The organism is Marinactinospora endophytica, from assembly GCF_054780875.1.
The window spans coordinates 1-20649 of record NZ_BAAGVM010000020.1 but is presented as its reverse complement, the minus strand read 5'-3'; the positions used below and the strand labels follow the sequence as shown (position 1 = coordinate 20649).

Annotated in this window: 19 protein-coding genes and 2 tRNA genes; 7 read left to right on the top strand and 14 right to left on the bottom strand. The window is 68.9% G+C overall.

The genetic code is table 11. The annotated features are described in order from the left end of the window. Positions 1-4: 4 nt before the first annotated feature. The 8 genes from mrdA to ACYVHU_RS25590 all read right to left on the bottom strand — a co-directional run bounded on the left by mrdA (position 5) and on the right by ACYVHU_RS25590 (position 9095). Complete coding sequence (gene mrdA, locus ACYVHU_RS25625) at positions 5-2188, bottom strand: penicillin-binding protein 2 (RefSeq protein ID WP_235001091.1); 2184 nt, start codon at positions 2186-2188, stop codon at positions 5-7. Then, complete coding sequence (gene mreD, locus ACYVHU_RS25620) at positions 2185-2733, bottom strand: rod shape-determining protein MreD (RefSeq protein ID WP_235001092.1); 549 nt, start codon at positions 2731-2733, stop codon at positions 2185-2187. Before mreD ends, mrdA begins: the two co-directional genes overlap by 4 nt. After that, positions 2730-3845 (bottom strand): rod shape-determining protein MreC, encoded by a 1116-nt coding sequence (gene mreC / locus ACYVHU_RS25615; RefSeq protein WP_078763030.1) that lies wholly within the window; start codon positions 3843-3845, stop codon positions 2730-2732. Before mreC ends, mreD begins: the two co-directional genes overlap by 4 nt. A 51-nt stretch (positions 3846-3896) precedes the next feature. After that, entirely contained in the window at positions 3897-4931 is a 1035-nt protein-coding gene (locus tag ACYVHU_RS25610) for a rod shape-determining protein (RefSeq protein WP_078763031.1), read from the bottom strand. Between the two features lie 230 nt (positions 4932-5161). Continuing rightward, a complete protein-coding gene (ndk, locus tag ACYVHU_RS25605; protein WP_078763032.1) occupies positions 5162-5569 on the bottom strand; it encodes a nucleoside-diphosphate kinase in 408 nt (135 codons plus the stop codon). A 155-nt stretch (positions 5570-5724) separates the two neighbouring features. Next, positions 5725-6120 carry a DUF4233 domain-containing protein gene (locus ACYVHU_RS25600; protein ID WP_078763074.1) on the bottom strand — a complete coding sequence of 132 codons (396 nt, stop codon included), beginning with the start codon at positions 6118-6120 and terminating at the stop codon, positions 5725-5727. 2 nt (positions 6121-6122) lie between these two features. Further along, positions 6123-7451 carry a bifunctional folylpolyglutamate synthase/dihydrofolate synthase gene (locus ACYVHU_RS25595; RefSeq protein WP_078763075.1) on the bottom strand — a complete coding sequence of 443 codons (1329 nt, stop codon included), beginning with the start codon at positions 7449-7451 and terminating at the stop codon, positions 6123-6125. Between the two features lie 189 nt (positions 7452-7640). Further along, positions 7641-9095 (bottom strand): LVIVD repeat-containing protein, encoded by a 1455-nt coding sequence (locus tag ACYVHU_RS25590; RefSeq protein ID WP_078763033.1) that lies wholly within the window; start codon positions 9093-9095, stop codon positions 7641-7643. Positions 9096-9341: 246 nt separating this feature from the next. Between ACYVHU_RS25590 and ACYVHU_RS25585 the strand changes: the two genes are divergently transcribed. Then, positions 9342-10034 carry a DUF305 domain-containing protein gene (locus tag ACYVHU_RS25585; protein ID WP_078763034.1) on the top strand — a complete coding sequence of 231 codons (693 nt, stop codon included), beginning with the start codon at positions 9342-9344 and terminating at the stop codon, positions 10032-10034. Positions 10035-10066: 32 nt separating this feature from the next. Here the strand turns inward: ACYVHU_RS25585 and ACYVHU_RS25580 are convergent, their stop codons facing one another. Further along, a complete protein-coding gene (locus ACYVHU_RS25580; RefSeq protein ID WP_078763035.1) occupies positions 10067-10597 on the bottom strand; it encodes a hypothetical protein in 531 nt (176 codons plus the stop codon). Positions 10598-10699: 102 nt separating this feature from the next. Between ACYVHU_RS25580 and ACYVHU_RS25575 the strand changes: the two genes are divergently transcribed. The 3 genes from ACYVHU_RS25575 to ACYVHU_RS25565 all read left to right on the top strand — a co-directional run bounded on the left by ACYVHU_RS25575 (position 10700) and on the right by ACYVHU_RS25565 (position 13350). Continuing rightward, positions 10700-11407, top strand: a complete 708-nt coding sequence (locus ACYVHU_RS25575) for a response regulator transcription factor (RefSeq protein ID WP_078763036.1) — start codon at positions 10700-10702, stop codon at positions 11405-11407. Then, positions 11404-12675 (top strand): HAMP domain-containing sensor histidine kinase, encoded by a 1272-nt coding sequence (locus tag ACYVHU_RS25570; RefSeq protein ID WP_078763037.1) that lies wholly within the window; start codon positions 11404-11406, stop codon positions 12673-12675. The genes ACYVHU_RS25575 and ACYVHU_RS25570 overlap by 4 nt, the downstream gene beginning before the upstream one ends. Before the next feature lie 102 nt (positions 12676-12777). After that, positions 12778-13350 (top strand): PepSY domain-containing protein, encoded by a 573-nt coding sequence (locus ACYVHU_RS25565; protein WP_078763038.1) that lies wholly within the window; start codon positions 12778-12780, stop codon positions 13348-13350. 71 nt (positions 13351-13421) lie between these two features. On the opposite strand, the gene clpX is transcribed toward ACYVHU_RS25565, so the two are convergent. The 5 genes from clpX to ACYVHU_RS25540 all read right to left on the bottom strand — a co-directional run bounded on the left by clpX (position 13422) and on the right by ACYVHU_RS25540 (position 18253). Further along, complete coding sequence (clpX, locus tag ACYVHU_RS25560) at positions 13422-14696, bottom strand: ATP-dependent Clp protease ATP-binding subunit ClpX (protein WP_078763039.1); 1275 nt, start codon at positions 14694-14696, stop codon at positions 13422-13424. Between the two features lie 276 nt (positions 14697-14972). Further along, a complete protein-coding gene (locus ACYVHU_RS25555; protein ID WP_078763076.1) occupies positions 14973-15632 on the bottom strand; it encodes an ATP-dependent Clp protease proteolytic subunit in 660 nt (219 codons plus the stop codon). Between the two features lie 67 nt (positions 15633-15699). Beyond that, on the bottom strand, positions 15700-16263 hold the full coding sequence (locus ACYVHU_RS25550) for a ClpP family protease (RefSeq protein ID WP_078763077.1): 564 nt from the start codon (positions 16261-16263) through the stop codon (positions 15700-15702). Positions 16264-16547: 284 nt separating this feature from the next. Beyond that, positions 16548-17942: a trigger factor gene (tig, locus tag ACYVHU_RS25545; protein ID WP_078763040.1), complete on the bottom strand. Its 1395-nt coding sequence runs from the start codon at positions 17940-17942 to the stop codon at positions 16548-16550. Positions 17943-18178: 236 nt separating this feature from the next. After that, positions 18179-18253: transfer RNA gene (locus ACYVHU_RS25540), tRNA-Pro, on the bottom strand. A gap of 109 nt (positions 18254-18362) precedes the next feature. Here ACYVHU_RS25540 and ACYVHU_RS25535 point away from each other — a divergent pair. From ACYVHU_RS25535 to ACYVHU_RS25525, 3 genes are all read left to right on the top strand, one after another. Further along, a tRNA-Gly gene (locus ACYVHU_RS25535) sits at positions 18363-18433 on the top strand. Between the two features lie 198 nt (positions 18434-18631). Then, on the top strand, positions 18632-19135 hold the full coding sequence (locus tag ACYVHU_RS25530; protein WP_432941679.1) for an adenylyltransferase/cytidyltransferase family protein: 504 nt from the start codon (positions 18632-18634) through the stop codon (positions 19133-19135). Between the two features lie 187 nt (positions 19136-19322). Next, on the top strand, positions 19323-20649 hold a 1327-nt coding region (locus ACYVHU_RS25525), incomplete at its 3' end, for an ABC transporter ATP-binding protein (RefSeq protein ID WP_498949743.1).

Below are 20649 nucleotides of genomic sequence, written 5' to 3'. Positions count from 1 at the left end.
CGTCCTACTTCTCATAGCCCTCGGGGGCGGCGACCGTGCCGTCCGAACGGACCGTGGGGAGCTCGGCCGGAGGACGACCGCCGGGCAGCGCCGGCGGCCCCACCCTGCCCGGGGGCGTCTGCCCGTCCGCGCCCTGCTGGGCGGCCCCGCCGTCGGCCGGCGTGGCGAACCCGTAGATGCCGTCGTAGATCTCCCTGGCGACGGGGGCGGCTGCGGCACCTCCGGTTCCCCCCTGGGAGATGAACACGACCACGGCGAACTGCGGATCGTCGGCGGGCGCGTAGGAGGCGAACCAGGCCGACTCCCGCTTGCCCACGATGGTCGCCGATCCGGTCTTGCCCGCGATGGACACCTTGTCCTGCGGGAAGCCGGCGAACGCGCCCCGCGCCGTCCCCTCCTTCGGCACGTCCTCCAGGGCGTCTTGGAGGTAGGTCAGCGTCGTGTCGTCGATCGGGAGCCGACCGGCCACGACCGGCTCGATGCGCTCGACCTGGCGGCCGTCCGCGGAGACGAACGCCTTGCCCACGCGCGGCTCGTACAGCGTTCCGCCATTGGCGATGGCCGCGTACGCGCGTGCCGTCTGCAACGGGGTGACGAGCACGTCTCCCTGGCCGATGGCGAAGTTGGCCGCGTCACCGGCCCGCCAGACATGGCCCTCCAGGCACTGTTCGTGCGCGACCTTCTTGAGGTACTCGGCGTGGGCCGGGTCCTCCTTCGCCACCTCGGGGTAGCCGGTCTCGGCGCGTTTGCAGCTGTCCTCCCTGGTGGCCTCCCAGTACTCCTGTTTCCAGCGCCTGTCGGGGATGCGACCGGAGGACTCGTGCGGCAGGTCCACCCCCGTGGGCTGGCCGAACCCGAACCCCTTGGCCATCCTCGGCATCGGGTCCTTGGGGTTGGCCACCGGCCTGGTCCCCCCGTCGGCCCGCCACATGTCGTATCCGAACTGGTAGAACACCGTGTTGCAGGAGACGACGATCGCCTTGTGCAGGCTGATGCTGCCATGGGCGCTGCTCTCGTAGTTGCGAAACGCCCGGTCTCCGACGTTGATCGAGCTGGGGCAGGCGTAGGACTGCTCCAGCGGCGCGCCGTTCTCGACCGCGGCCGCGAGCGAGGCCACCTTGAACGTCGAGGCCGGCGGGTACTGCCCCTGCAACGCCCGGGAGGTCAGGGGCTCGCCGGCCTCCTTCGAGAGCAGACGGTCATAGGTCTCCTGGTCGATCCCGCCGTTCCAGACCTCGGGGTCGTAGGTGGGCACGCTGGCCATGGCGATGACGCCACCGGTGCGCACGTCCATGACCACCCCGGCCGCCGAGTCGGCCGGGTAGCCGGCCTGCTTCGCCCGTTCGATGCCCCTGGCCAGCGCCTTCTCCACGATGTCCTGGACGTCTGCGTCGATGTGGGTCACCAGGTGCTGGCCGGGCCGGGGCGCGGACTCCGAGACGATCCCCGTGACGTTGCCGTGGTTGTCCACCGCGAAGGTGCGTACGCCCGGCTCGCCGCGCAGCCGGTCGTCGTAGACCGCCTCCAACCCGTCGCGCCCCACGCGGTCCACCCCGCTGAAGCGCGCGCGCAGCTCCTCCCGCTCCTCCAGCTCCTCCTGGGTGACCGGTTGCAGGTACCCCAGCATCTGGGCGGCGTTGTCGGCACCGGGGTACTCGCGTACGGCCTGTTGCTGGGCGGAGATCCCCGGGAACTCGTCCTGTCGTTCCATGATCTGCAGGGCCACGCGGGGCTCGACGTCCTCGGCCAGCGTGATGGGCTGGTAGGGCGATCCCGGCCAGCAGGGCCGGCTCACCGTGGGGCCGCACAGGCGTGTGCGCCCGCGGACCTCCTCGAAGGGGCGGTCGAGGATGTCGGCCACCCTGCGCAGTACCGCGTCTCCCCCGTCCTCCTGCTCCAGCAGGGCGTGGTAGTCGGCCGAGACGACCAGCTCGGTGCGGTTGCGCACGAGCGGTACCCCGGAGGCGTCGATGATCTGACCGCGCGTCGCCGGAACGATCAGGTCCTGGGTGTGGTTGGCCGCGGCCAGGCGCGCGTAGTGTTCGGCCCTGGGCACCTGGAGATACCACAGCCGGCCGGCGAGCACGGCGAACAGGCTGAGCACCAGGATCTGGGCCAGGAACAGGCCGAAACGGCCGGGCCGGCGGGCTTCGTGCCGCGCGTGAGCGGCGCGTCGTCTGGTTTTCACCTGCGGATCCTCCCTCCAGCCCAGGGGACATCGCCGATGGAGGCGTACTCGTCCCGGTCGAAGAGCCGCATCAGGCGGTTCACCGGGTAGACCACGAACGGCGCGACGATCATGGTCAGCAGCAGGCTCAGCGGGAGGTCGTGGAGGATCGTCTCAGCGCTCACGCGAGGGTCACCGACCGCCAGGCCGACGAAGGCGTGTCCCAGGCCGACGCCCACCGTGGTCGCCGCGACCACCCCCAGGGGCCACAGCCCCGACCTCCACGAGGTGTCCCGCAGCGCTCCCACCAGATATCCGGCCACGGCCAGCACCAGCGCGTAACGTCCGATCTGGGAGTCGGCCGGCGGCAGGACGTCCACGGCGAGGCCGGCCGCGAACCCGAGGAGCGCCCCGACCGCGGAGGAGGTGCGCAGGGCCACCACGGCCAGGACGAGGACCACCAGGTTCGGCCCCACCCCCCATGGGAACGGAATCCGGTTGACCAGGGCCGTCTGGACCAGCACGGTGAACGCCACCAGGGCGAACGCCGTCAATCCCCGCCTCACGTCTGCTCCCCCTCCGCCGTGTCGTCGGGTCTCCCGCTCTCCCCGGGGACCGGCCGCGCCTCCTCCAGGACCCCCTGGGGAGGAGCGGGCTCGATCGTCTCGATCGTGGAGTCCTCGTGGCCGCCCCCTCCGTCGGCGCCCGGTCGCCCGGGAATCGTCTCCCCCGGCAGCGGGACGCCCTCCTCACGCCGGGTGGGGGGCGGGACCGTCGCCTGACCGGCGAGTTCCTCCTGGGGGGTGGAGGGGGCGAGGGGTTCGCGCGGCTCGGTCTCGGGTTGCCCGACGACCACACCGACGATGTCGATGCGGCTGATGTCGACCGCGGGTGTGACGTCCGCGGTGCGGGTCAGCGCTCCGGGGGTGTCCCGGACGGAGTGGATGGTCCCGATGGGGACCCCGGGGACGAAGGGCGTGCCGTCGTGGGAGCCCAACGTGACGATGCGCTGGCCCTTCTCCACCGTCGCGCTGCCGTCCAGCAGCTCGAAACGCAACGGCGCCCCGTGGACCAGCGACCTGGATCCGCCCCTGATGACCCCGATCTCCTTGGTCTCCTCCATCCGGGCCCCCACCGCGGAGGAGCCGTCGGTGACGAGCAGGACGGTGGAGGTGCGTTCGCCCACCCCGGTGACGCGGCCGACCAGTCCCTCGCCGTTGATGACGGTCATGTTCTCGCGCACCCCGTCACGGGAGCCGACGTCCAAGACGATGTTGTCGGCGTATCCCTGGGTCGTCATCCGGGTCACCGCCTGGGCGGGAACGACCTCGTAGCCGCCCAACCCGGCCAGCCCGAACAGGCGGTCCAGCTCCGCCGCCCGGGAGGCGTCGACGTCACGGCTGCGCAGGGCGTGCACCAGTTCCGTGTTGCGCGCCTCCAGTTCCTCGATGCGCTCACGCGCCCCGGGAGCCGTCACCAGCGCGGCATAGGCGTCGGAGACCGGCCCGGTGACCGAGGAGACCGCCGCGGAGACCGGGAGGAAGACGGCCCGCCCCGCCGCGCGGGCGCCATCGGTGACCGGGTCCTCCTCGTCCCTGGAGTCCAGTACCAGCAGGACAACGGACACCACGACGAGCAGGCCCAGGAAGAGGCGGGAGCGGGCGTTGTCACGCAGCATGTCAGGGTCGCCTCCCGCTCCAGGTTTCGGTGGATCGGATCGGCGTCATGCTCATCGCCGCCGTTCGGGGACCAGCACCTGGTTGAGGCGCTCGTAATCCTCGACGCAGGTGCCCGAACCGATCGCGACGGAATCGAGCGCGTTGTCGGCGATGTGGATGGGCATCCCCGTCTCGTGCCGCAGACGCTCGTCCAGGCCGCGCAGCAACGCCCCGCCCCCGGTCAGGGCGATCCCCCGGTCCATGATGTCGCCGGACAGCTCCGGCGGGCACTTGTCCAACGTCGTCCGGACCGAGTCGATGATGGTGGCGACCGGTTCCTCGATGGCCTGGCGAACGTCGGCCGCCGACAGGACCACCGTCTTGGGCAACCCGCTGACGAGGTCGCGGCCGCGCACCTCGGCGTGCGGCTCCTCGCTTCCGGTCGGGTAGACCGAGCCGATGGCGACCTTGAGCTCTTCGGCCGTGCGCTCCCCGATCATGAGGGAGTACTCCTTCTTGACGAAGGACATGATCGCCTGGTCGAGTTCGTCCCCGCCCAGGCGCATGGACTGGGAGATGACGATTCCCCCCATGGAGATGACGGCGACCTCGGTCGTGCCCCCGCCGATGTCGACGACCATGTTGCCGGTCGGTTCGTGCACGGGCAGTCCGGCGCCGATCGCGGCGGCCATGGGCTCTTCGATGATGTAGACGCGGCGTGCTCCGGCCTGGTACCCGGCCTCCTTGACGGCACGGTGCTCCACGGAGGTGATGCCGCTGGGAACGGCCACGACGATGCGCGGTTTGGCGAAGTGGCGTCGTCGGTGGATCTTCTGGATGAAGTAGCGCAGCATGCGCTCGGTGATCTCGAAGTCGGCGATGACGCCGTCCTTCAAGGGGCGCACGGCGATGATGTTGTTCGGCGTACGGCCGATCATCTGCTTGGCGTCGATGCCGACGGCGACGATCTTGCCGGTCGAGGTGTTCAGGGCGACGACCGAGGGCTCGTTGAGAACGATTCCCCGACCTCGCACATACACCAGCGTGTTCGCCGTACCGAGATCGACCGCCATGTCACGGCCGAGAAAAGCAAGGTTATTGGTCATGAAACGTCCTCAGCGGCGCCAATCGGGTGCTGCCTACCCGGGGCGGTCGATACGGTGCCGATCAGCATGGAAGCGGATCGAGTTACCCGTATCGTAACGCTCAGCAGTTGCATCGTTACGCAAACACACCGATTGGGTCACCGCGAGAGGACGTAATCGCGATGGCGGCGGGTCCTTCGGTGGGGGTTCGGCGTGCCGCGGCACGCCGAACCCCCACCGAAGCCGGGCGATCAGGCCAGCTCGGGGAAGAAGAGCTTGATCTCGCGCTCGGCGGAGTAGGTGGAGTCCGAACCGTGCACGATGTTCTGCTGGACCTCTAGGGCGTAGTCGCCGCGGATCGTGCCGGGGGCCGCCGCCACCGGGTCGGTGGCTCCGGCCAGGGCGCGGAAGGCCTCGACCGCGCGCTCCCCCTCGACGACCATCGCGACGAGCGGCCCGCCGGTGATGAACTCGACCAGCGACTCGAAGAACGGCCGGGAGGCGTGCTCCTCGTAGTGGGCCTTGGCCGTGTCGGCGTCGAGCGTGCGCATGTTCATGGCGGTGATCTTCAGGCCCTTGCGCTCGATGCGCGCGATCACGTCACCGATGATGTTGCGTCGCACGCCGTCGGGCTTGATCAGGACAAGGGTGCGCTCCACGATGGTTCTCTCCTCGGCAGGTAGACGTCGATGCGTGGATTCGGGGGTTTCGATACTTCCCAATGCGGGAACCCACCTCCGGCCGTGCGACACCCTATCGGCTCCGCCCCCACACCACCCGCGTGACAAGGGATCCCGCTCCGCCGCGGAAAGGGTCAGGAAGGACGTGGAGCACCGGGCTCGCCGGTTACGGACGGCCCCGAAGCCGCCGCCTGACCTGCCTGATGGGCCGCGTAAGCCGCCTGCATCGCGTCGGTGCGTCGCCCCAGGAGCACGCCCGCCACCCACAGTCCCACGAACACCACCCCCAGGAAGAGCAGCCCGTCGACCAGGAAACCGCTGAGGAGGAGAAGCCCCTGCAGGACGCAGGCCGCGTAGAACCCCCAGCGGCGGCGCTGGAGGAAGGCCAGCACCAGCGCGGCGAAGGCCAGGCCACCCCAGACGCCCCCGGCCAGGGCCGGGGGATGGTCGCTGATCTGGATCGCGACGGGAACCGCGAGCCCGATGACGATGACCTCGAAGGCCAGGACGACGGCGCAGATGGTACGCAACTTCACTGCCTCTCAGAGGACGCGGAGGGGCCGCCGGAAGCGCCCTTGAACAGGTGCTGGGCGTCCCCGGCGGTGACCACGGAACCGGTGATGAGCACACCCGCCCCGCCGAACTCCCCCGTCTGTTCCGCCAGCGTGACCGCCAGGTCGATCGCGTCGTCGAGCCGTCCGGCGAGATGGACCCGTTCGGCGCCGAAGACCTCCTCGGCGAGCTGCTTGAGTTCCTCCGGCGCGAGGCTGCGCGGCGAGGAGTTCCGGGTGACCACGACCTCGCTGAGCACCGGCTCAAGCGGACCGAGAATGCCCTCGATGTCCTTGTCCGCCATGATGGCGACGACCCCCACCAGCCGGGTGAAGGTGAACGCCTCCTCCACCGCGCGGACCGTCGCGGCCATGCCGGCCGGATTGTGCGCGGCGTCGACGAGCACGGTGGGGCTACGCCGTACGACCTCCAGACGGCCCGGCGAGCTGACACCGCCCAGGGCGGCGCGCACCAGTTCGGTGTCGAGCTGCTCGTCACCGTCGCTCGGGGCGGCGAACGCCTCGACCGCGGCGACCGCCACCGCGGCGTTGTTCGCCTGGTGCTCGCCGAACAGCGGCAGGAAGACACCCTCGTAGGAGCCGCGCAGGCCCTTGAGGTCGAGCTGCTGACCGCCCACCGCGATGTCACGGTGGACGACGCCGAACTCCATTCCCTCCCGGGCCACCCGCGCGTCGACCTCGACGGCACGGCGCAACAACACCTCGGCCGCCGCGACCTGCTGCTGGGCCAGGACCGCGACGGAGCCCGGCTTGATGATGCCGGACTTCTCCTCGGCGATGCCCTCGACGGTGTCGGACAGGTAGTCGGTGTGGTCGAGGCCGATCGGGGTGATGACCGCGACGTCGGCGTCGATGACGTTGGTGGCGTCCCAGGTGCCTCCGAGGCCCACCTCGATGACCGCCACGTCCACCGGCGCGTCGGCGAAGGCCGCGTAGGCCATGGCGGTGAGGATCTCGAAGAACGACAGGGGGACCTCGTTGCCGGCGTCCACCATCTCCACGTAGGGCAGGATGTCGGTGTAGGTCTCGACGAAACGCTGTTCGGAGATGGGCTCGCCGTCGATGACGATCCGTTCTCGGATGGTCGTCAGGTGCGGGCTGGTGTAGCGCCCCACGCGCAGGTGCCGTTCGCGCAGCAGCGCGTCGATCATGCGCGCGGTGCTGGTCTTGCCGTTCGTCCCGGTCACGTGGATGGTCCGGTAGTTGCGCTGTGGCTCGCCCAGGAGGTCCATCAGCGCGCGGATACGGTCCAGCGTCGGATGGATGAGCGATTCGCCGGCGCGGGCCATGATGGCCGCTTCGACGGCTGCGTAGTCGGAGGTCGAGGTCACGGTCTTCCGAAGGTCGAGGTCGGTGGAGATCCACTCCGAGTCTATGTCCTGGTCCGCGGCTGCCCCGTCCGGCCCGCTGGAGGTGGGTGCGACGCGGCGTGGCCCGCCGTCTCCGGGACGGCGGGCCACGCTCAACGGACTCGGGTCCTACCCTCTACCCGGCTTGTAGTGGGGCTGGGTCTGCGGGTTGAACTCGGTGTACTCCACCTTCTCCGCCTGCTTGAGGCGTCGGTCCTCCACCTTCAAGACGTCCAGTCCCTTCTGGATGTCGGAGGAGTAGATGTAGCCGTTGTAGTAGTAGGCCGACCAGGAACCGCCCATGCTGAGCTGCTCGGAGAGCGGGCCACGGTCGAAGTAGCCGATCTCCCTGGCCCGGGCCGGGTTGTTGAAGTCGATGATCGACACGCCGCCCTGGTACCACGACTGCACGAAGTAGTCCTTGCCCTGGACGGGGATCAGCGACCCGTTGTGCGCGACGCAGTTCTCGTTGGCGCCCTGCAGACGCGGGATCTTGTAGTACCCGGCGAAGTTCAGCTCCGGGTCGTTGGCTCCCGGACCGATCCTGCCCTTCAGGGTGAAGATCGCGTTCGCCCCGTGTTCCGGTGCGGTCTGATCGGTGCAGGTCGCCGCGCCCCCGCCACCGAGCTCGTCGGTGAAGATCACCTTCTTGCCGTCGTTGCTGAAGGTCGCGGAGTGCCAGAACGCGAAGTTCTCGTCCTGCACCCTCTCCACCACGACCGGTTCGACCGGGTCGCTGATGTCCATGAGGATTCCGTCACCCATGCAGGCGCCGGCGGCGATGTCGCGTTCGGGGTAGACCGTGATGTCGTGGCAGCCCTGGGTCGGCCGGGACAGGCCGGGCTGGTCGTGGTTGCCGCCGTCCGGGAACAGGACGGGCTCGTTGACGATCGCGGCCGAGGCCGGGTCGTCGAGCGGCACCTCGATGATCGCGATCTTGTCGTGCGGAGGCTGGCAGTTCGGGAAGTTCGCCGAGGGAGCGTAGGAGGAGACGTAGAGGTAGTCGGTCTTGCCGTCCTCGCCGGGAACCAGCGTGTGGGTGTGCGAACCACAGTCCGTACGCACGGCGGCCACGTACTGCGGTGCGCTCTTGTCGGAGATGTCGAAGATCCGGATGCCCTCGAAGGCGTCGGCGTTGCCGGCGTTGCTCGCCGGGCTTCCGCAGTTCTCGTCGGCCCGGGGATAGTCGACGGAGAAGTAGAGCAGGTCCCCGCTGACGGAGATGTCCCCCTGTCCCCCTTCACACAGCACCTTGCTGACGATGCCGGGCTCGGTCGGGTCGGAGATGTCGTAAATGACAAAACCGTTGTAATTGCCGTCGATGACGTAGTCACCGGTGAAGGCGAGATCGGTGTTGTAAGCGGCCTGAGTGTCGAACGGTGCGGGCTTGGGGACGTTCGCGACATGGGTGATGTTGTCGCTCATCACGACTTCACCGATGCCGGGAAGCTCATCGGCGGCCGCGGGAACGGCGCCGAGCGAGGTGGTCAACGCCAGGGTCACCGCACCGGCGAGTGCGCCGGTACGCCAGAGCCCTCGGGTCCGGGGCGCGCGTCCTGTGGACGGCCCGGGGGATGTCGGCATGTGCTCTCCTCTTCCGATGCACACCGGAAAATACCGCGAAGATACATAGCGGCATCGACCATTGCATAGAGGTTGAGAATCACTAAAACCACTCACTCAGCTATTAACGCAGATCAAACGTCATAAATACATACAGTCACCGGTTCCGGGGGAGACCGGTACTGGACAGGACGCCGCTCAAGTGAGTAGACAGGCGCCGACGGGCGTTCCCATGGGCGTCCGGCCCACCCGACGGAAGGAGCACCCATGCGGCGTTGGCTTGCCGTGGTAGGAGGAACCATCCTGGTGGTCCTCGCGTCCGCCTGCGCCCAGGAGACTCCTCCCGTGTCCGACGGCACCCCGGTGCTCGCTCCCGGGGCCCCCGGGGAGTCGGCCTCTCCCGCCACCGAGGAACAGATCGCCGACGCCACCGCCGGCGTGCGACACAACGAGGCCGACGTGGAGTACGTGCGCAAGATGATCGCCCACCACGAACAGGCATTGGAGATGACCGCTCTGGTGGAGGGGCGGGCCCGGCTCGAGGAGATCGAGGGGATCGCCGGCCGCATCTCCGCCGCCCAGGGGCCCGAGATCGAAGCGATGCAGAGCTGGCTGGAGATCAACGTCCACGGCCCCGCCCGCGGTAACCCCGCCCACCAGGACTACTGCGGCCTGGAGGGCGAGGACTCCCACCACGGGGGAGTCTGCGCGCCGGTGGACCACGCCGACATGCCCGGCATGGCGACCCCCGACCAGCTCGCCGAACTCGAGGCCGCCGAGGGCCGGGAGTTCGACGAGCTGTTCGTGGAACTGATGACCGCGCACCACGAGGGCGCGATCAGCATGGCCGAAGAGGTGCTCGGCGACGGCGAGAACCCCGTGGTCAACCAGATGGCCTCCGACGTCATCGTCGAGCAGCGGGCCGAGATCGAGCGCATGGCCGAGGTCGTCTCCGACTAGGCCGGCTCCCCGCGGACCCGCGGCTGCGCCGATCAGTCGTCGCTGTCGTCGTCACCGTCGTCGTCTCCCTGGGGTGCCAGGGCCGGCTTGCCATCGGCGCAGTGGATCGTCATCTCGACGTCGTCCTCGGTCCCCTCGAACTCCACCCACACCTGGGGGGCCGGACCGTCGTCGTAGTCGTCCACCGTGTGCCCCTGGGCCGGCGCCCACCATTCGAGCACCGCGGTGGTGCCGGAGCAGCTGGCCGCGACCGTTCCGGCCGTGCTTTCGAGGATCTCGACCCGGTTGTTCGAAGGCGCGTCGGGATTGCGCTGGGCCCCCTCCGGCGGGTCCGCGGTCCCTCCCGTCTCCGAGGGGCTGGGCTGCGGTTCGGTCGAGGGACCACCGTTCCCCGGCGCGGCCTCGGCCTCCAGGCGCTGTTCCACGCTGGCCTGGGACAGCGGTTCCGCGGACTCGGAGGTGATGCCGGTGCCGAGCAGGTTCACCGCGGTGATGCCGACCCCGACGGCGACGACGGCCGCGGCCAGCCAGCCGCCGACGGCGAAGAGGGACTGACGCTTCATGGTCCTACTGTGCCAAGAGCACCCCTAACACAGGGTTAAGGCCCCACTATCTGCACCTTTCAGAGGGCCTGCGGGCTTCGCGCATTCGTTAACGTTCACAGCGTGGCCCAGCTACTGCTCATCGAAGACGACCCCACGATCCGTTCCTCCCTCTCCCGCGCGCTCGGTGAACGCGGGCATGCCGTCTCCTCCGCCCCGACCGCCATGTCCGGCCTGCGCGAAGCCGTCGACGCCCGTCCCGACCTCGTTGTTCTCGACCTGGGACTGCCCGACCTCGACGGGCTGGAGATGCTCCGGATGCTCCGGGCGGTCTCCCGGGTCCCCGTCATCGTGGCCACGGCCCGCGACGACGAGGCCGAGATCGTCCGCGCGCTGGACGCGGGCGGCGACGACTACGTCGTCAAACCGTTCAGCGCGGCGCAGCTCGACGCGCGCATCCGGGCGGTGCTGCGCCGACTGGGCAGCGACTCCAGCGGCGACGAATCGGTGACCGTGGGCGAGCTGCGGGTCGATCCCGCGTCACGTGAGGCGACCCTGGAGGGACGCCAGCTCGACCTCACCCCCAAGGAGTTCGACTTGCTGCACTACCTGGCGGCGCGGGCCGGTCAGGTGGTATCGAAGAAGGAACTGCTCACCGAGGTGTGGCAGGTCCCCTACGGGGGAGCGGACAAGTCCGTGGACGTCCACCTGTCGTGGCTGCGCCGCAAGCTGGGCGAGACCGCGCAACGTCCCCGCTTCCTCCAGACCGTGCGCGGTGTGGGGGTGAAGCTCTCCGCACCGCGTGACGGCGAGGAGGGCGGCAAACGATGAGAAGACGTCTCACCCTGCTGGTCGGCGCGACGACATCGTTGATCCTCGTCGCCTTCCTGGTCCCGCTCGCCCTGTTGGTCCAGCGGGTGGCCTATGACCGCGCCCTCAGTTCGGCGTCGCTGGAGGCCCGGACGCTGAGCGTGTTCGCGGCGACCGGCAACGAGGACGCCCTGCGTCAGGTCGTGCAGAAGACCAACACCAGCGAGCCGTTCCCCGTGACGGTGTACCGCCCCGACGGCAGTGTGATCGGGGAACCGGCCCCCGAGTCGGACGCGGTCCGCCTGGCCCGCAGGGGCCAGACGCTCAACGTGGAACTTCCCGACGGCGGGATCGAGGTGCTGTTCAGCGTCGGCGCGCGCGACGGCACGTCGGTGACCCGTGTCTACGTCGCCGAGGAGCACCTGCGGGCCGGGGTGTACCGGGCGTGGCTGATCCTCGCCCTGCTGGGGGTCGCCCTGCTCCTGATGAGCCTGCTCGTGGCCGACCGGCTGGCCCACTCGCTGGTCCGCTCCATCGACGAGCTCGCCGACACCTCACGGAGACTCGGCGAAGGGGACCTGAGCGCGCAGGCCAAGCCCAAGGGACCGGCCGAGATCAAGGCGGTGGCGGCGACGTTGAACACCCTCGCCGCGCGCATCAGCGACCTGCTGGTCCGCGAACGCGAACGGGTGGCCGACCTGTCCCACCGGGTCCGCACACCGTTGACCGCGCTCAAACTGGACGCGGAGTCCCTGCGCGACCCCGATGACCGTGAACGGCTGGAGTCCTCCATCGCGGCGCTGGAGCGCGCGGTCACCCAGAGCATCAACGACGCCCGCCGTCCCGCCGCCGATGGCGGGCGCTGCGACGCGACACGGGTCGTGCGCGACCGGGTGGAGTTTTGGACCGTGCTCGCCGAGGACCAGGAGCGGCGGCTGGACGCGGACCTGACGGACCGTCCCCTCATGGTCGGCCTGGCGGCCGACGAGCTGGAGTCCGCCGTGGACGCGCTGCTGGGGAACGTGTTCGCGCACACCCCCGAGGGCACCGCGTTCTCGGTCCGGTTGAGCGCCCTGGCCGAGGGCGGGGCGATCCTGGTGGTCGAGGACGAGGGCCCCGGCCTTCCCGAGGCCGCCACCGAGCGTGGCCACAGCGGCGCCGGTTCCAGCGGTCTGGGCATCGACATCGCCCGCAGGGCGGCGGAGTCCTCCGGCGGGTCCTTCTCCGCCGAGTCGCCCGCCGGCGCCCGCATCACGTTGCGGCTGGGACCGCCGGCCCCGGTCGTCTGACCGCCCGGCTCCACCTGTTCCTCGGTCCGCCAAGGCATCGACACCTCCCTCCTGGGAAGCGGGAGACAGCGTAGGCGACCACCGAGGGAGAGGAGCCGGAGAATGCGCGGAGCGCGGAACACACGGACGGGACTCGTCGGCGCGGCGGTGCTGGCGTTGACGCTGCTGGGCGGCTGCGGTGACGACGACACCGCCGATCAGACCCCACAGGCCACGCCAACGGCCGGCGCGGAGGACACCACCGGAGCCGCCCAGACCCCTGGAGGGTCGCCCTCCCCCGGCGGCGGGGTGGACATCCTCGCCGCCGCCCAGAAGGCGCTGGAGCAGTACCCCGAGGGCCGGGTGCAGGAGATCGAGCTCGAGGACGGCCGGGAGTGGCGTGTCGACCTCATCGAGGGCCGGAACGGGCACCGGGTGGTCGTGGACGCCTCGACCGGAGCGGTGACGGAGAACGACGAGGATCCGTTCACCGCCCCGGACAAGGCCCACACCCCCGACATCTCACTTGAGCAGGCCGTGGACGCCGCCCTGGCCGAGACCGGTGGTGGACGGGCCACCGGAGCCGAGATCGACAGCGAGGACGGGGGCCTGCTCGTGTGGCAGGTCGAAGTGGACGACGACGTGACGGTCGACGTCAACGCCGGCAACGGGGAGGTCGTCGAGCGGGACTCCTGAGGGGCCCGCTGACGCGCGATGCCCCCGGCCGTCCGTGAGACGGCCGGGGGCATCGGAGTGGAGAGGCGAGCCTAGGCGCTCTTCTCCTCGCGCTCGTCGGTGATCTTGGCGCGTGGCACGATCGTGGGGTTGACGTGCTCCAGCACCGCCTCGCGGGTGATGATGACCTGCGCGACGTCCTCGCGGCTGGGCACCTCGTACATCACCGACAGCAGGACCTCCTCGATGATCGCGCGCAGTCCACGGGCACCGGTGCCGCGGATGATGGCCTGCTCGGCGATGGCCTCCAGGGCGTCGTCGGTGAACTCCAGCTCCACGTTGTCGAGTTCGAACAGGCGCTGGTACTGCTTGACCAGGGCGTTGCGCGGCTCGGTGAGGATGCGGATCAGCGCGTCGCGGTCGAGGTTGTGCACGCTGGTGATGACCGGGAGCCGGCCCACGAACTCGGGGATCATCCCGAACTTCAGCAGGTCCTCGGGCATCACGTCGGAGAACGGGTCGGTGGAGTCGGTACCGCTCTTGGTGCGCAGCACCGCGTTGAACCCCATGCCCTGCTTGCCGATGCGGGACTCGATGATCTTCTCCAGGCCCGCGAACGCCCCACCGCAGATGAACAACACGTTGGTGGTGTCGATCTGGATGAACTCCTGGTGCGGGTGCTTGCGCCCGCCCTGCGGGGGAACGCTGGCGGTGGTGCCCTCGAGGATCTTCAGCAGCGCCTGCTGGACCCCCTCGCCGGAGACGTCGCGGGTGATCGAGGGGTTCTCGCTCTTGCGAGCGACCTTGTCCACCTCGTCGATGTAGATGATGCCGGTCTCGGCCTTCTTGACGTCGTAGTCGGCGGCCTGGATCAGCTTGAGCAGGATGTTCTCGACGTCCTCGCCGACGTACCCCGCCTCGGTCAGGGCGGTGGCGTCGGCGATGGCGAAGGGGACGTTGAGGATCTTGGCGAGGGTCTGGGCCAGCAGGGTCTTGCCCGACCCCGTGGGGCCCAGGAGCAGGATGTTGGACTTGGCGATCTCGACGTCCTCGTCGCGGGGGCGGTCCCCCTCGGACTGGACCCGCTTGTAATGGTTGTAGACCGCGACGGAGAGCGCCTTCTTGGCCTGCTCTTGACCGATTACATAGGAATCAAGAAATTCGTATAGCTCACGCGGTTTGGGGAGGCTGTCCCATTTGAGCTCGGTGGCGTCTGCGAGTTCTTCCTCGATGATCTCGTTACAGAGATCAATACATTCATCGCAGATGTACACGCCGGGTCCGGCAATGAGCTTCTTCACCTGCTTCTGACTCTTGCCGCAGAACGAGCACTTCAGCAGGTCTCCACCGTCGCCGATGCGTGCCACCCAGCTACTCCTTAAAACGTAGGCCACCCCGCTACGGGGCCGCTCTGCGCGGCGCGGGAGGGAGGCACCCGGCCTCCCCATATCCGAAAGCGCTCAAGCCCTCTGAGAGCAAGCTACCGCTTTTCAGGATATGCGCTCCTCGCGGACCAGCCGACGGGATGATCTGTGCGTCGTTCCTCCGAGCCTAAGCGAAGAAGAGGGCCGGCTTTGCCACGTCCCCTCCGGCGCGTGCCACGCCGGCCCTCTTCATCGCCTCACGACCTCGTCGTTGCGACCCTACTTCGCGGAGGACTTGCGGTAGGGCAGCACCTCGTCGACGATGCCGTACTCCTTGGCTTCCTCCGCGGTGAGGATCTTGTCGCGTTCGATGTCGCGCGACACCTCCTCCGGGGTCTTATCCGTGTGGCGGGCCAGCGTAACCTCGAGCTGCTTACGGATCCGCATGATCTCGTTCGCCTGGATCTCGATGTCGCTGGCCTGGCCGTAGCTGCCCTCGGTCGCGGGCTGGTGGATCAGGATCCGCGCGTTGGGCAGGCACAGCCGCTTGCCCTTGGTGCCACCGGCGAGGAGCACCGCCGCCGCCGAGGCCGCCTGGCCGATGCAGATCGTCGAGATGTCGGGCCGGACGAACTGCATCGTGTCGTAGATGGCCATCAGGGCGGTGAAGGACCCACCCGGCGAGTTGATGTACATCGTGATGTCACGATCGCTGTCCAGGTGCTCCAGCGTGATGAGCTGGGCCATGATGTCGTTGGCCGACGTGTCGTCGATCTGCACCCCCACGAAGATGATGCGCTCTTCGAAGAGCTTGTTGTAGGGGTTCATCTCCTTGACGCCGTACGTGGTGCGTTCGACGTAGGAGGGCAGGACGTAACGGCTCTGCGGAGCCGCCGGGGCGATCCCGCCACCGTAGAGGCTGGGGTTGTACTGGGTCATGTTCTGGCCTTCCACACTGCGGATGTCCACACGAACTGCTCCGTCGGGAACCGATGCGGGCCGTCGGCTACTGCCGGCCCCCGGTCGTCACGTCCAGGGTGTCGGCCAGCACCTCGTCGATGAAGCCGTACTCCTTGGCCTCCTGGGCGGTGAACCAACGGTCCCGGTCGGCGTCCTTCTCGATCTGCTCCGGGGACTGACCGGTGTGCAGCGCCACCCGGTCCAGGAACATCCTCTTCACGTAGAGGAGCTGGTCGGCCAGGATGCGGATGTCGGAGGCGGTGCCTCCGATACCACCGGAGGGCTGGTGCATCATGACCCGGGTGTGCGGCAGCGCGTAACGCTTGCCGGGGGCACCGGCGCACAGCAGGAGCTGGCCCATGGAGGCGGCGAGCCCCATGCCCACGGTGCGCACGTCGTTGGGGATGTACTGCATGACGTCATAGATCGCCATACCGGCGGTCACCGAACCACCGGGGGAATTGATGTAGAGGGTGATGTCCCGCTGGCGGTCCTCGGCGGACAGCAACAGCAGCTCGCCCACGATGCGGTTGGCGATGTCATCGTCGACCTGCTGGCCGAGGAAGACGATCCGCTCACGCAGCAGCCGCTGCGACGTCTGATCGAACATCGGGGGAAGAGGCGACTCGGCCGTACGGGCGTCGATTCGCATGGACTCATTGAAGGTCGGCGGCACTCTCGTCACCTGCTCCGGAATCGAAACGGTTGCGACGCTTGCGACACTAACGCGCTTCACTGCTCTCCTCGCACGGTTCCCGGCCCTGTTCGCTTTGAGCGCAGGTGCTCTACCCGAACAACCCGGACATTCCGCAATGGGCGAACGCACGCGAGCCCCGCACCACCCGCTGGCGGGGTGGTACGGGGCTCGCGACGTTCCTCGTGCGAGGTGGGAGGCTACTTCTCCTCGGTCTCCGCGGCGCTCTCCTGCTCCGGGGTCTCCTCGGCGGCGGGGGCCTCGGCCTCCTCGGCCTCCTCGGTCTCCGGCGCGTCCTGCTTGACCTCGTTACCCGACTCGTCGACGACCTTGGCCTTCTCGATGATCAGGTCCATGGCCTTGCTCCGCACGACCTCGGTGTAGGCGACGCGGATCTGGTTGGACTGGACGAGGTGCTGGGCGAGCTGGTCGGGGGAGACGCCCATGCGCTGGGCCTGCTCCACGACGTACTGCGTGAGCTCCTCGTTGCCGGCCGACAGCTCCTCCTGGATGGCGAGCTGGTCGAGGATGAAGCCGGCCTTGACCGCGGAGCGGGCGCCCTTGGTGAGCTCCTCCTCGAACTCCTCCTCGGTCTGCTCGCGCGACTCGAGGTAGGCCTCCTTGGTCAGCCCGCTCTGCGTGAGCTGCTGCTCCAGGCTGTCGCGGCGGCGGGTGATCTCCTCGTCGACGATGCTCTCGGGCAGCGGGATGTCGATCGAGTCGACCAGCTTCTCCAGGGCGCGGTCACGGGCCTGGGAGAGCTGCTGGATGCGACGGACCTGCTCCATACGGGAGCGGACGTCGGCGCGCAGCTCCTCGATGGTGTCGAACTCGCTGGCGAGCTGGGCGAACTCGTCGTCGAGCTCGGGGAGCTCCTTGACCTTGACGCTGTGCACGGTGACCGTGACGTCGGCGTCACGGCCCTCGTACTCGCCGCCCACGAGCTTGGTGGCGAACGTCGCGCTCTCGCCGGCGCTCAACCCCTCGAGGGCGTCGTCGAGGCCCTCGAGCATGGTGTTGGTGCCGATCTCGTAGGAGACGCCGCTGGCCTGGACGTCCTCGAGCTTCTCGCCGTCAATGGCGGCGGAGAGGTCGATGGAGACGTGGTCGCCCTTCTTCGCCGGACGGTCGGCACCGGTCAGCGTGGCGAAACGCTCGCGCAGGTTGTTCACCTGGTCGTCGACCTGCTCGTCGGTCACCTCGGCGTCGTCGACCGTGACCTCGAGGCCCTCGTAGTCGGTGACCTCGAACTTCGGGCGGATGTCGACCTCGGCGGTGAAGGCGAGCTCCTGGCCGTCCTCGAGCTTGGTGATCTCGAACTCGGGCTGGCTGAGAGCGAAGACGTCCTCCTTCTGGACGGCCTCGTTGTAGAGCTCGGGAACCGCGTGGTTCACCGCTTCGCTGAGGACCGCGCCGCGGCCGATGTAGCGGTCGATGAGCCGGGCCGGCGCCTTCCCCGGGCGGAAGCCCTTGATCCGGACCTGCTTGGCGAGCGACTTGTATGTCACGTCGAAGGCGTGGTCGAGTTCCTCGAACGGAACCTCGATGGTCAGCTTGACCCGGGTCGGGCTGAGCTCCTCGACATCGGTCTTCACGGGGCGGTACTCCTAGATTTCCGGCTGTTTTCCGGTACGACCCGGCACAGGACACGACACACGACCACGACGTGGACAACGACGACCGGCCGGTGCCGACTGCGGGGCGCCACGAGAGGCTAGATCTCTGGCGTGATCGACGGATTGTTGCTAATCACGCCAAGTCTAGGGCAGGCACACGGCGGCTCACGGCCGACAGACTCCGAAAAGGAGTCGCGGAGCCACGAGTCTGCTCGTCGGGGAGGCGGGATTCGAACCCGCGGCCTCATGCTCCCAAAGCATGCGCGCTAACCAAGCTGCGCTACTCCCCGTGGACCGCGCGCCGGAGACCCGTTCGGGTGCAACCAACGCTCCGGAGACTGTACTCTTGTCTCCGTCGGCTCCACGAGTCTAGAGGAAACTCGCGGCGGCTGATGCCAGGCGGGCGTAGTTCAATGGTAGAACCCCAGCCTTCCAAGCTGGTCGTGCGGGTTCGATTCCCGTCGCCCGCTCCGCTTCGAAAGGCTCCGTCCCAGTTCACCGGGACGGAGCCTTTCGCTCGTGCCGGGCCGTCCGGGTCAGACTCAGGAATGAGACCTCCTCCGAGTATGTTGACTTATCGGGCGACCCTCGCCCCAACCGACTGACGAGGCGACGCGCATGTGAACAGGCGGGAGACGCCCACCACGTGCCGGGCTGATGGGTGGATGATGACGACGACCGATCCGTTGGGGGGCCGAACGCCCTCGCTCAGGCTGAGCTGGTTCGTGTCTCCGTCGACGACGGCCGCCCCCGTCGTCGTGACCGGGGTCTTCGACGTACTGCACGTCGGGCATGTTCGTTTCCTGACCAGCATCCGGGAACGCGGGTTGCCGCTCCTGGTCGGCGTGGAGTCCGACGAGCGGGTCCGCGCCTGGAAGGGTCCCCACCGGCCGGTCAACCACGAGGACGAGCGCGCCGAGCTCCTGGCCGCCCTGCGCTGCGTCGACGGGGTCTTCGTCATCTCCGGTCCCCCCGCGGTGGCCGACTGGGCGCACTACGCCGAACTGCTGCGTCCCCTGCGCCCCGCCGCGTTGGCCTACACCGCGGGCGACGCCCACACCCTCGCCAAGCAGCACGGCGCCGCGGCCCTGGGCGCCGAGCACTGGGAGCTGCCGTTGACCGAGGGGCGCTCCACCACGGCGATGCTGGGTCAGCTCGCCCGCTCCCTGTGAGCCCGCCCCCCTGAGCGACGCTCCCCGCGGGTGGTCGGCCCGGACCGCGGCACCGTCCCCGCCACGCCCGTCCCGCCGTATGGGCGCACGGCGGTCCCCCCTCCCGGACACGCGCGTTCGGGAGACCGTGTCCTTGTGGCCGTCGTCGCGCCCACGGCGGCGAGAAGGGTGGTCCGAGATGGCGATGATGATGGGTGGCCGGCCCGGGTTCCGGTCACTGGTCAACGACGGTTCCGCCAAGGGCGCCCGCCTGTCCCCCGGGCTCCTGCGACGTGTGGCCGGATACGCGCGCCCCCACTGGCGTTCGATCCTGTTCTTCCTCCTGGTCACCTCGCTGAGCGCGGGGATCGTGGTGGCCAACCCCCTCCTGCTCAAGGCGATCATCGACCAGGGCGTCGCCGCGGGCGACACCTCACTGGTCGCCTGGCTCGCCCTCGTGGTGGGGCTCTTGGCCCTCGCGGAGGCCGGGCTCGGGCTGACCGGCCGATGGCTGTCGGCGCGGATCGGCGAGGGCGTCATCTACCTGCTGCGCACCCAGGTGTTCGCGCACGTGCAGCGCATGCCCCTGGCGTTCTTCACCCGCACCCAGACGGGTTCGCTGATCAGCCGGCTCAACACCGACGTGGTGGGCGCGCAACGGGCGATCACCTCGGTCCTGCAGTCGGTGGTGTCCAACCTGATCAGCACCGTCGCGGTGATCGTGACGATGATCGCGCTGTCGTGGCAGATCACCCTGGTGGCGCTGCTCCTCGTCCCCCTGTTCGTGCTGCCGGCCAAGCTCATCGGCCGGCGACTGGCCACGGTCGCCAACGACGGGATGCGGCTCAACGCCGAGATGAGCTCCCTGATGACCGAGCGGTTCAACGTGGGCGGCGCGATGCTGGTCAAGCTCTACGGGCGCCCGGATGAGGAGAACGCGGGGTTCGCCCATCGGGCCGCCCGGGTCCGTGACATCGGTGTGCGCCAGACGGCGTTGAGCGCCCTGCTGTTCACCCTCATCGGCCTGATCACGGCGTTGGCGACGGCGACGGTCTACGGCGTCGGCGGCACGCTCGTCATCACCAACGCGTTCGACCTGGGCACGCTGGTCGCGTTGACCACCCTGCTGACCCGCCTGTACGGGCCGTTGACGGCGCTGTCCAACGTCCACGTCGAGGTGCTGACCGCGCTGGTCAGCTTCGACCGGGTGTTCGAGGTCCTGGACCTGCGTCCCATGATCGAGGAACGCGAGGACGCCGTCGCGCTGCCGGAGGAGGGGTTGTCGGTCGAGTTCGACCACGTCTCCTTCCGCTACCCCTCGGCCGCGGAGGCCTCGCTGGAGTCCCTGGAGCTGTCCCCCACGACCGAGACGGCCGACGAGACCCAGGTGCTCAGTGACGTGTCGTTCTCGGCGGCGCCGGGGGAGATGGTGGCGTTGGTGGGGCCGTCGGGGGCGGGGAAGACCACGTTGACGCATCTGGTGACCCGGTTGTACGACCCGGTGGAGGGTGTGGTGCGCGTGGGCGGGGTGGACC